Origin of the sequence: uncultured Brachyspira sp. (assembly GCF_934747485.1) — a bacterium.
GTDB lineage: Bacteria > Spirochaetota > Brachyspiria > Brachyspirales > Brachyspiraceae > Brachyspira.
The window spans coordinates 1-11,542 of the sequence record NZ_CAKVGN010000081.1 but is presented as its reverse complement, the minus strand read 5'-3'; the positions used below and the strand labels follow the sequence as shown (position 1 = coordinate 11,542).

Below are 11,542 nucleotides of genomic sequence, written 5' to 3'. Positions count from 1 at the left end.
AATTATGATACACCTATGCTATACTTTAAGAAATTAAGGAATTCCTAACTGCAATATGTCTGGCTCCTGTGCAAAAAGAAATAGCTTGTTGTTTAGGAGCCACAGATATTGCACGTTTTTTAGTTTTAAAAAATCTATGCAAAATTTTATTTTTATGATATAATTCAAAAAAATATAGGTACTAATTATGCAAAATATAAAACTATTGATATTTGATATGGACGGCACTTTAATTGACAGTGCTTATTTAAATTACTATTCATATAGCAATGCCTTTAGAGAGTTTAATATAAATCTCGATGAAGAGTATTATTATAAAAAATGCTTTGGTTTGCATTATAAAACTTTTGTGTCTAATATATTGGATTTAAATAAAATGACAGAAGAGAAAGACGTTCTAATTGAGAAGATACATACTAAAAAAGAGGAAATATATTTAAACAATCTTAATCTTTTAGATATTCACCCTTTTATTTACGATACAATCTTGTCCAATCATAATAAAAAAAGATTAGCCTTAGCAACAACAGCCTCACCAAATGGAGTATACGGCATATTAAAAGAGTTTAAATTAGATAATATATTTGATTTAGTATTAACAGGCGAGGATATAATAAATAAAAAACCCCACCCAGAGATATTTTTTAAATGCATGGATTATTTCAATGTTTCAAATAAAGAGACAGTCATTTTTGAAGACAGCGAAGTAGGTTTAGAGGCAGCTTATCAAACTAAAGCTTGGGTAATAAAAGTAGAAAATTGGGCTAAATAATTTTAATATTTTACAGTATGCTCGTTTTATTCAAGCAATATAATACCACAAAACTAAAATAATAAAAATATGCTTCTATAATTTATTTATAAAAGCATATTTATAATGTCTAATTTTTCAATATACCGAAGCTATAGAAAGAACTATATTTTTTATTCTTTTTTCAATAACTCGCCCACTATCTCATCAAGTTCTTCAGGTTTTACCCTAGGGTCATAACGTCCAACTATGTTTCCATGTCTGTCTATTAAGAACTTACCGAAATTCCATCTTATTTTATCAATACCTTCTTCTGTTGGCTTTTCGGTTCTCAAATAAGTAAATAAAGGATCAGCATTTTTGCTATTAACTTTTACTTTATCAAATAGCTTAAAAGTAATGCCGTATTTTTCTTTTCTAAACTCAGCAATTTCTTCAATAGGCTCTTTTGCCTGTCCGCCGAATTGATTGCAAGGAAAGTCTAATATTTCAAAACCTTCTTTTTTATATTTTTTGTATAAATCCTGCAACGCAGAATATTGTTTAGTAAACCCTCATTTAGTGGCACTATTAATTATAAGCAAAACTTTTCCTTCATACTTCTTTAATTTTACATCTTTGCCTTCAGCATCTTTTACTGTATAGTCATATATACTCATTTCTTAAACTCCTTATTTAAAAAAAGCATACCTTTAAAAATAAAGATATGCTTAATTTCTAAAAAAATATTTTAATTATAAAAGTTCTTTAGCTGCTTTTATTGCTGATTCATAATCAGGTTCATTAGTGATTTCTGGAACATACTGTACATATTTTACAACATTGTTTTTATCAAGTACAAATACAGCACGAGTAAGAAGTTTTAATTCTTTTATTAAAGTACCAAATTTCTTACCAAAATCTCTTTCAGCATAGTCTGATAATACTATATGTGAATTAGCATTAGCAGCAGCACACCATCTTGCCTGAGCAAAAGGTAAATCTAAAGAAACTGTTACAACTGTTACACCTTTTAACGAAGAAGCTTCTTTATTAAATCTTTTAGTTTGTACATCACATACAGGAGTATCCAAAGATGGTACAGAAGAAATAATTTTTACTGTATCGCCAGCATCTTTTAAAGACCATGGGCTTAAATCTGTTTTAACGCCAGTAAAATCAGGAGCTTTAGCACCTTCTACTAATGCTACACCTTCTAAATGTACTTCTCCGCCTTGAAATGTTATCTTCATAATATTTATCTCCTTCAAATAAAAAAATTAAAATCAAAAAATATAATATTTATATATATTAATATTATTTAAAAAACTATATATCTTTAAATAAATAAAGTCAATAGATAGAAGCATGTTTTTTATAATATTCTAACATTTACCAATACTTGATAATGCTTCCTTAGCAACTTCCTTATCATCAAAATGAATAGTTTTGTCTGGAAATATTTGATATGTTTCATGACCTTTGCCTGCTATTATTACTATATCATTCTCTTTTGCTTCTTTAATCGCCTCAAATATAGCTTCTTTTCTGTCTATTATCTTTTTATAATTGGTATTAGTAAAACCACTTTCTATATCAGACATTATTTGCTCTATGCTTTCAGTTCTTTGATTGTCTGTAGTTAATATAGATATATCAGCATATTTTTCTGCAATAGAAGCCATTATAGGACGTTTTTTTCTATCTCTATCCCCTCCGCAGCCAAATACCACTATCACCCTATTAGGCTTTAATTTTTTAGATTCCACTAATATATTTTCTAAACTGTCTGGAGTATGAGAATAATCAACCGCCACAATAAAATGACATTTTTCGCCGCTCACTATTTCAAACCTTCCGGAAACCTGAACCTTTCTAATAGCTTTTATTACTTTTTCTATATCTAATTTATATTCATAAGCATAAGCTAAAACAGATAAAGAATTAACCACATTAAACTCTCCCAAAAGAGATAGCTTTACTTTTGATATAAACTTTCCCTTAGCATAAAACTCATATTCACTATATTTAGAGTTTAGGGTTATAATTTTGGCATAATAGTCCGCTTTTTCATTTAAGCCGTAAGTAACCATTTTTAAATCTAATTTTTTTATATAATTTTTTATCTCTTTAAAATAATCTGTGTTAATGTTTATAATAGCTAATTTTTTCTTTTTGGAGCTTTGTTTAAGCAGAGAAAATAATTTTAATTTAGCCTTCAAATAATTTTTCATATCTACATGATAATCTAAATGGTCTTCAGTGAGGTTTGTAAATATTGCAGCATCATAATTAATATAGTCGCATCTGTCCATAGCAAGTGCCTGCGAAGAAGCTTCCATTACAATATGAGAAACATTTTTTTTATACGCCTTATAAAAAATACTTTCTAAATCTACAGATTCTGGAGTTGTAAGATTAGTTTTTATTTCTGATTTGCCTATCATGTTTTTTATAGTGCCTATTAGAGCAGTTTTATTTTTATTACTCTCTAAAGCAGCTTTTAATAGATAACTTGTAGTAGTTTTTCCATTAGTTCCTGTTATTGCTATAGAATGCATTTTTTTTGTAGGCTCATCATATAGTTTAGAAGCTATATATGCTAAAGTCTCTCTTGGATTTTTGCTTCCTACAAAACAAACATTTTTATATTTTTCTTTTAGATTTTTAATAAAACTTTTATCTGCAGAAATATCATAAATAATAATACTTGCTTTATTTTTAATAGCACTTTCTATATATTTATGCCCATCATCTTTTAAGCCTTTAATGGCAACAAATATATAATTTTTCTTTACAAGTTTTGAATTATATGCTATGGATTTTACTTCTAATTTTAAGCTTTCTTTTGTTATTTCTTTAGTATTTAAATTATCATAGCCTTTTATAACATCTTTAAAATATTTCATTTTTATTTACCTAAATTATTTATTAATTTAAATTACTAAAATTTTATAAATAGTAAAATATTATTTATCAGACTCTATTTTTAAATATATTATATCATCTTCAGTTCCAGCAGAACTAAAGCCATTAATTATAGCCGTTTCTATAAATCTATTTGGAGAAGATAATTCTGATTCTTTTGCAGTAAGCACTTTCACTTCTTTTTCTAAAATCTCTATTTGCCTATCCAAATTATGAACTTCTTTTAAAATTTCATTAGACTTCATATTTCTTATAAAAGTAAGAGCTATAGAAATTATTACAAATATTATAACAACCAAAAATACAGCACCAAGACTATATGTTTTTTTTTCTTTTTTTACTTCTCTATTATTGTCAATAACTTTTTTGCTTTTCATAAAACCTCAAATTAAACTGTTAATTTTGCAACTCTAAGTTTAGCACTTCTGCTTGCTGGATTTAATTTTATCTCTTCATTTGTCGGAGTTATAACCTTAGAATTTAGTAATTTAAATATACCATCTTTATTTTTAGTTTTTTCATTGTCTTTTAAAAATCTCTTAACTATTCTATCTTCCAAAGAATGATAACTCATTATAGCAGCAACTCCGCCGTTTTTTAAAATTTTGCTGATATTGGAAATTGATTTTTCTAATATATTAAGCTCATCATTAACCTCTATTCTTATAGCCTGAAACACTAATGTTGCAGGGTGAATCTTACCAAATCTTTTTGCTTTATCCGTATGATGAAATATAATATTTTCTAATTCTTTGGAAGTTTCTATAGTTTTTTTCTTTCTTTCATTTATTATAATGTTTGCAATCTTTGAAGCATTATGCAACTCTGCGTATTCTCTAAAAACTCTCTCAAGCTCTTTTTCTGAATAGCTATTAATAACATCATAAGCACTTTTATTGTTAATACCAAGACGCATATCAAGTTTAACATCATCTTTAAAAGAAAATCCCCTATTTGCCTTTTTGAAATGAAACATAGAAACCCCAAGGTCATAAAGCATAAAATCAACATTGCCAATAACATTTTCATCAAGCTCTTCTAACATCTTATCATAAGTGTTGTTATAATAATGAAACTTTTTATAATCTTTAAGCCTATTCTTTGCAACTTCAAGTATTTTATCATCTCTTTCAAAGCTATGAACTTCAAGATTTAAATCAAGCATTGCCTTAGTATGTCCGCCCTCACCTAATGTAGCGTCCACTGCAATATTTGCATTTTCTGGTATGAAGCTTAGAATTTCTTTAAGCATTACAGGTGTATGAACTATATTATTATCCATATCATATATTATCGGTATAAGCTATTATAAAAAACAATATAAGCAATTTTATTGTTTAAATAATTAATTTTTTTATAAGGATATATTATCAACTTTTTCCCGCGTACGAGCTGTACCACCTTGCCGCACGGTAATGTTATTCTTTAATTATAACTTCTTAGTCGTGCGGAGGAGTGCCTTTTAATGTACAATTAAATTATAAAATTTATAATAAGAATGCAGTTCTTCGCGAAGCGTATCCGAAGGATATAAGGTTCTTTTATACCAATACCGAAGGTACCTTGCCGCAGGCACGCAGAGCGTCGGTAAAAGAACTGGGGTGCGGGGCAAAGCCCCGTTATAAAAATTTAAATAGTAAAATTAAAAATGCTGTAAATATTTCTTAATTTAGTTTTAAAACAAGTCTTATGTTTTACTTTTTAAGAATTATGTTATAAAATGATTTTAGCATAATTATTAATTAACGAGGCACAATGAAAAGTTTTAAAATAGAATCTAATTTCAAACCTTCAGGCGACCAAATAACAGCAATAGACTCTTTAGTTAAAGGGCTTGAAAATAAAAATAAATATCAAACTCTTTTAGGGGTTACTGCAAGCGGAAAAACTTTCACTATAGCAAATGTTATAGAAAAAGCTAACCGCCCTACTCTTGTAATGTCGCATAACAAAACTTTGGCAGCACAGCTCTACAGAGAATTAAAAGACTTCTTTCCAAACAATGCAGTTGAGTATTTCGTTTCTTATTATGATTACTATCAGCCTGAAGCTTATGTTCCTGCTAAAGATTTATATATTGATAAAGATGCCTCAGTTAATGATGAGATTGATAGGCTAAGGCTTAAAGCTACTACCTCGCTTCTTGAAAGGAGAGATGTTATAATTGTTGCTTCTGTTTCTTGTATATACGGCTTGGGTTCTCCTGAAGATTATAGAAAGCTCTATATAGCAATAGAAAAAGACGAAGAATATGACAGAGATGAAATTATTGAAAAATTAGTGTCTATACAATATGAACGAGTTAAAGATGTGCTTGAGAGGGCAAGGTTTAAAGTAATGGGAGATACTTTAGAGATAATGAGTGCCTATTCTGATGAGGTTATAAGAGTAGAGTTTTTTGGGGATACTGTTGAACGCATCATAAAAATTAACCCCATCACAAGACAAAAAATTGCAGAGCAAGATAGAGTTGTAATATATCCTGCAAAGCACTTCGTTACAGGAAGCGACAAATTAACAGCAGGAATAAAGTTAATAGAAGAAGAACTTGAAGAGCAGTATAATAAATTTAAATCCGAAGGAAAGTTAGTAGAAGCTGAAAGAATATACGGAAGAACAAAATATGATTTAGAAATGCTTAGAGAAGTAGGCTACTGTGCAGGCATAGAAAACTATTCTCGCCCATTATCAGGACGTAAAGAGGGAGATAGACCTGCTTGTTTGATAGACTATTTCCCAAAAGATTTTTTAACTATAATAGATGAGTCGCATGTGAGTGTTCCTCAAATTAGAGGAATGTTTTTTGGAGACAGAAGCAGAAAAGAGACTTTAGTAAAATACGGTTTTAGGCTTCCTTCGGCATTAGACAATCGCCCATTATTTTTTGAAGAGTTTGAAAACCTCACTAATGATACAATATATATTAGTGCAACCCCTGCAGAATATGAACTTAAAAAAAGCAGCCAAGTTGTAGAGCAAATCATTCGCCCTACAGGACTCCTTGACCCTATAATTGAAGTATACCCTATAAATGGTCAAATAGATAGAATTCTTGAAGAGATAAAAAAAACAATATCCAACAACGAAAGAATATTTATAACAACACTCACTAAAAAAATGGCAGAAGACCTCACAAAATATTTAAATGAAAATGGAGTAAGAACTCGTTATTTGCATTCAGACATTCAAACAGTAGAGCGTGTTGAGATAATAAGAGATTTGAGGCTTGGGGCTTTTGATGTGCTTGTGGGTATTAACCTTTTGAGAGAGGGGCTTGATGTACCTGAAGTATCACTCATACTAATACTTGATGCAGACAAAACAGGCTTTTTAAGAAACACCACTACCCTAATACAGACTATAGGACGTGCTGCAAGAAATGCTAACGGCAGAGTAATAATGTTTGCTGATACTATAAGCGATGCTATGAAAGTAGCCATTGATGAAACAGAAAGAAGAAGAAAAATACAAATGGACTACAACAAAGAACATAACATCACTCCAAAAACAATAATCAAAAAAATACAAGATATAATTGAAAGAGAAGAAAAAGTTGAAACTTCTTATGAGCTTCATTTTGACTTTAGGCGTTTCAATGAAAGAGTAAAAATTGACCCTGAGCAAAAAAGCGATGATTATATAAAAGAGCTTGACAAAGAGATGAAAAAAGCTTCAGACAGCTTAGAGTTTGAAAAGGCTATTGAAATAAGAGAGAAAATAAATCAGCTTAAACAATTAAAGCCAGTAAAAAAACATGTGCATAAAAATATCACTTCAAAAAAGGCAAATAAATAATATAAGCATTATTTTTCAAACTCTTCCAAAGCATTTTTAAACTTATCTAAATCAATATAAAAATCAAAATCATTTGTTTTATTATGCATATTTTGATACCTATAATTTTTTTCATTATTTTCTATATATTGAAAATATTTTCCTCCTATAGTATTAACGATATATTCATATGTATCTTCCGGGTCTTATATTCGGCACTATCCCAAGCACTGATATGTTTTCTTTAGAGCATACAAGATTTGTAAGACCGCTTCCAAGTATTGATATTATTTTGTCTGCATTATAAAACATGCAAAACTGCTCTTGCAAAGAATAATCTTCAGGGCATATCATCTTATATCCTAATTTGCTTAATATTTCCATAAGTTTATCTTCATTTAAAATTTTTCTAGTCTTTACATTTTTTCTGCTTAAATATATTTTTTTTGGAAATTTTGTGATATCATAATTTTTTATTAATTCTTTTGATAATTCTCTATATTTATTACATACCCAAATATCAGGATAATGAGTATTTTTACTTGGAAAAGAAGATAAATATAAGTTCTTGCATAAAATCTCTGTTTCATCAGATATATATATTATCTTTTTCTTATCAACTCCAAAAATAGCTAAACTATCTTTATGAAACTTAGAATTACAACCATCTCCCAAAATAATAGCATCTATTTTATCTATATATCCTAAATCCTTTAATATAAAAAGTTTAGGTAAAGTTTCATGTATCCAATGTCCAAAACACACATTCCATACAGATTGCAAACTAAAAACATTTAAATTCGTTTTCTTTTTAAATCTCAATCTATAAAAGGCGAATCTGCCGCCAAGTTCTCCATATAAAGATAATATTCTTTCAAATGGCATAGTTTCTTTTATGAGTTTATTATCATTTGTAAAATAAAATCCCCAGCTGGAATATATTTTAGCATTATTTAATTTGCATAAGAAATTATTTATACTTGAATAAGGATATGATATATATAATTCATTATCTACATCATTTATAGACACCGAATTATCTCTTAATTTATTAGAAATATTTATACCTAATTTTTCTCTTATCTTGCCATTTAAAATTTTATTTCCAAAACCCATATTAAAAAGCCCTTTTGTTTTATATTATAATATAATAATTAATTTTTTGAAAATGATTTTTGCTTTTTAAAAGCATACTTGTGAAAATAAATGCAAGAAGGCAGTATACCCAAAGCCCAGCCAACAGGATTTGCAAACCATATACCAACATATCCAAATGGTATAGACAAAAATACTGAACCTCCAACCTTTATAACAAGTTCAGCTATTCCGGAAATCAAAGGAATAAGTGCTTTTCCTATTGCCCTTATAGAGTTGTTGTATAATAATATTATAGATAAAAACGGATAAAACATTGATGATATTCTTAAATAGCCTCTGCATATCTCTACTATTACTTCTATATATTCATCGCTGCTTGAAATAAAGAGTCTTATTAAATTATCTCCGAATATAAATATTACAAAAGTAGATAATAAACTTAAAGATAATGATAATATTATTATACTTCTAAAACCTTCTTTAATTCTCTCAAACTTTTGTGCTCCGAAATTTTGTGCCACATAAACAGCAAAAGCCTCAGATACCACAAAATATGCCATAGAAGCAAATTGGTTTATTCTGTTTCCTGTTGTGTATGATGCTACAACATTAGTGCCGAATGTATTAACAACTCCGCTTATAATCATCTCCCCTATAGATAAAAATATTGCCTGTATACTCATAGAAACACCTATTTTTATTATCATAAATAAATTCTCAAAATTAAAAACAATATCCTCTCTTTGAAGTTTTAATATAGGAAATTTCTTAACAATATACAACACACTTAAAAAAGCAGATATTATTTGTGATATTACAGTAGCAATGGCAACACCCAATACATTCATTTTGAGTAAAGCAACAAAAACTAAATCTAATATAATGTTTAAAACAGTTGTAAGTATTAAAAAATATAAAGTAGTTTTGCTGTCTCCCAAAGCTCTTAATATACTAGAAGCTCCATTATATATAAGCTGCCCAAATGATAAACCCACACATATTTGTAAATATAATACAGAATTATCTATTATGTCTTCTGGAGTTTGTAATAATATCATAAGAGGTCTTGATAAAAATATGCCAAGTATAAAAAGAATAAACGAGCTAAATAATGTTAAATATATAGAACTAAGAAAAGTAGTTTTAAGCATACTCTCATTTTTGGCTCCGAAGAACTGCCCCATTACTATAGAAAAAGCATTAGTAAAACCTATAGCAAAAGATAAAAAGAAAAACATAGTAGAAGTGGTAGCCCCAATAGAAGCTAATGCCCTTGAACCTACAAACTTGCCTATTATGATGGTATCTGCAACTCCATAGAATTGCTGAAATATTCCTCCTATAAGCATTGGTATAGAAAAATATATTATAGTCTTAAACGGACTTCCTACAGTCATGTCTTTTGTCATAATAAAAACCCGCAAAAAAATTATGCATATATGTTATACGTGTTTTTAAAAAAATACAAATACATAGTAAAAAATTTAAGTTTATCAAAAATTATATTTTTTTTAAATACTTGCAGGGCTTTGCACCCCAGTTCTTTTTCCCGCAGCTCGCGGTGCGGACTTCGTCAAAAGAACCAAAAAGTGCAAATAAACAATATTAAATCTATTGATTAGATATAAAATCTAAAATAAAATTACATAAAGCTATTTTTTAAACATCTCTAATATTATTAAATAACAGAATAAGATTTCTCCAACTTCTCCGAATTATATAAATATCTCTTATAATAATTATAAGCTACTAAACATAAAATTATCTGCACTACAGATGATATCGGCGTAGCAAGACCTATATAAAAAAGAGAAGCATTATCAATATGGCTCATCAAATATACAACAGGTATCCTCACAAAGAAAGCCCCCACTATTCCCTGTATCATCACAAATAATGTCTTCCCGCATCCATTAAAATATCCTACAAAGCAAAACAATATGGCAGTAAGCTATTAGCATACAACAAAATAAAAGTCAAATTTAGGACTATTATTAAAATAATAAATTACACTAAAAATAGAAATATATAGATATAAAAAAGCCTACATACATTAAAACATTAAAAATGCATGCAGGCTTGTAACTATCAAAAATATTAAATTAGAATCTCAAAGTAATACCTATACGAGGAAGTATTAAAGCTCTTATATTAGCGAACACAGCAAAACTTTTTAAGCCTTCAAATTGAGGAACATCAAATACAGGTTTAGCCCAAGGAGCAACATAATAACCTAAATCAAATAAAGAAATATCTAACCCAACTTGTACAGGCCAATTAGCACCCATTTTAGGGAACAACTGTATTCTCCAGCCTAATTCAAGAGATAAATAAAGACCGCCATGAGAATATAAGCTAGTAATACCATTAGCCTCTATATTTGGACCATAACCATTAACCCTCAAAGCAGTTCCGCCAATTCTTGGAGATAAGAAAAAGCCGAAAGGAGCATTTTTCCAAAAGAAAAACTTAACATTTAAAGACCAAGGAATAGTACTGAAAGTTATTTTGTCTTGTCCAGCTTTAATCTCTCCAACAGAAAAACCAATATCAAGCCCAACTGTCATAAAATTAAGAGGTGCAAAGTCATAGCTAAAACCTAAACCAAAAGCATAATGTTTTGATCTTAAATCAGTTCCGCTAGTATCTCCTCCTCCAGATGTAACCATTTGATCTATATTTAAAAACCTAACACCAATATCAAAAAGCCCAGCATATAATGTAGGACCAAAGTTAATACCAAATAAACTCCTGCCATGCATATAATCCCAAAATGCATTTCCTGTTTTTTCACCAATATTTTGTGCAAACAAACCTCCGCTCAATGATAAAATCATCATAAAGCCTATAATAAGTTTTTTCATAATACAAACTCCAAAAGTATTTTTTTATTTATAAATAAATAACTATATGTTTCCATATAGTTATTATTTTCTTTGGGGCTGTCCTAGATAACTGAAATTTGTTAAAATTTAAGTATGAAACGCAGTAAATTAAGTAAAGATAAACAAT

Annotated in this window: 11 protein-coding genes; 2 read left to right on the top strand and 9 right to left on the bottom strand. The window is 28.7% G+C overall.

The window, feature by feature from the left end; genetic code table 11:
* Positions 1-187: 187 nt before the first annotated feature.
* Complete coding sequence (locus tag Q0H31_RS11780; RefSeq protein WP_295298420.1) at positions 188-772, top strand: HAD family phosphatase; 585 nt, start codon at positions 188-190, stop codon at positions 770-772.
* 152 nt (positions 773-924) lie between these two features.
* Here the strand turns inward: Q0H31_RS11780 and Q0H31_RS11775 are convergent, their stop codons facing one another.
* From Q0H31_RS11775 to rsmH, 5 genes are all read right to left on the bottom strand, one after another.
* Positions 925-1,410, bottom strand: coding sequence for a glutathione peroxidase (locus tag Q0H31_RS11775; RefSeq protein ID WP_295298418.1), 486 nt, complete (start codon positions 1,408-1,410; stop codon positions 925-927).
* Positions 1,411-1,485: 75 nt separating this feature from the next.
* Positions 1,486-1,983 carry a thiol peroxidase gene (gene tpx / locus Q0H31_RS11770; RefSeq protein WP_295298416.1) on the bottom strand — a complete coding sequence of 166 codons (498 nt, stop codon included), beginning with the start codon at positions 1,981-1,983 and terminating at the stop codon, positions 1,486-1,488.
* 132 nt (positions 1,984-2,115) lie between these two features.
* Positions 2,116-3,639 carry a UDP-N-acetylmuramoyl-L-alanyl-D-glutamate--2,6-diaminopimelate ligase gene (locus Q0H31_RS11765; protein ID WP_295298415.1) on the bottom strand — a complete coding sequence of 508 codons (1,524 nt, stop codon included), beginning with the start codon at positions 3,637-3,639 and terminating at the stop codon, positions 2,116-2,118.
* A 60-nt stretch (positions 3,640-3,699) separates the two neighbouring features.
* Positions 3,700-4,035: a septation ring formation regulator EzrA gene (locus tag Q0H31_RS11760; RefSeq protein ID WP_295298413.1), complete on the bottom strand. Its 336-nt coding sequence runs from the start codon at positions 4,033-4,035 to the stop codon at positions 3,700-3,702.
* An 11-nt stretch (positions 4,036-4,046) separates the two neighbouring features.
* Entirely contained in the window at positions 4,047-4,940 is an 894-nt protein-coding gene (rsmH, locus tag Q0H31_RS11755; protein WP_295298412.1) for a 16S rRNA (cytosine(1402)-N(4))-methyltransferase RsmH, read from the bottom strand.
* 473 nt (positions 4,941-5,413) lie between these two features.
* Here rsmH and uvrB point away from each other — a divergent pair, with 473 nt between their 5' ends.
* On the top strand, positions 5,414-7,453 hold the full coding sequence (gene uvrB, locus Q0H31_RS11750; RefSeq protein WP_295298410.1) for an excinuclease ABC subunit UvrB: 2,040 nt from the start codon (positions 5,414-5,416) through the stop codon (positions 7,451-7,453).
* Positions 7,454-7,618: 165 nt separating this feature from the next.
* On the opposite strand, the gene Q0H31_RS11745 is transcribed toward uvrB, so the two are convergent.
* From Q0H31_RS11745 to Q0H31_RS11730, 4 genes are all read right to left on the bottom strand, one after another.
* Positions 7,619-8,548: a glycosyltransferase family 61 protein gene (locus Q0H31_RS11745; RefSeq protein ID WP_295298408.1), complete on the bottom strand. Its 930-nt coding sequence runs from the start codon at positions 8,546-8,548 to the stop codon at positions 7,619-7,621.
* Positions 8,549-8,586: 38 nt separating this feature from the next.
* A complete protein-coding gene (locus tag Q0H31_RS11740; protein ID WP_295298406.1) occupies positions 8,587-9,939 on the bottom strand; it encodes an MATE family efflux transporter in 1,353 nt (450 codons plus the stop codon).
* A 269-nt stretch (positions 9,940-10,208) separates the two neighbouring features.
* On the bottom strand, positions 10,209-10,421 hold the full coding sequence (locus Q0H31_RS11735; RefSeq protein ID WP_295298404.1) for a hypothetical protein: 213 nt from the start codon (positions 10,419-10,421) through the stop codon (positions 10,209-10,211).
* Positions 10,422-10,632: 211 nt separating this feature from the next.
* Complete coding sequence (locus Q0H31_RS11730) at positions 10,633-11,394, bottom strand: hypothetical protein (RefSeq protein ID WP_295298402.1); 762 nt, start codon at positions 11,392-11,394, stop codon at positions 10,633-10,635.
* Between the last annotated feature and the right edge of the window lie 148 nt (positions 11,395-11,542).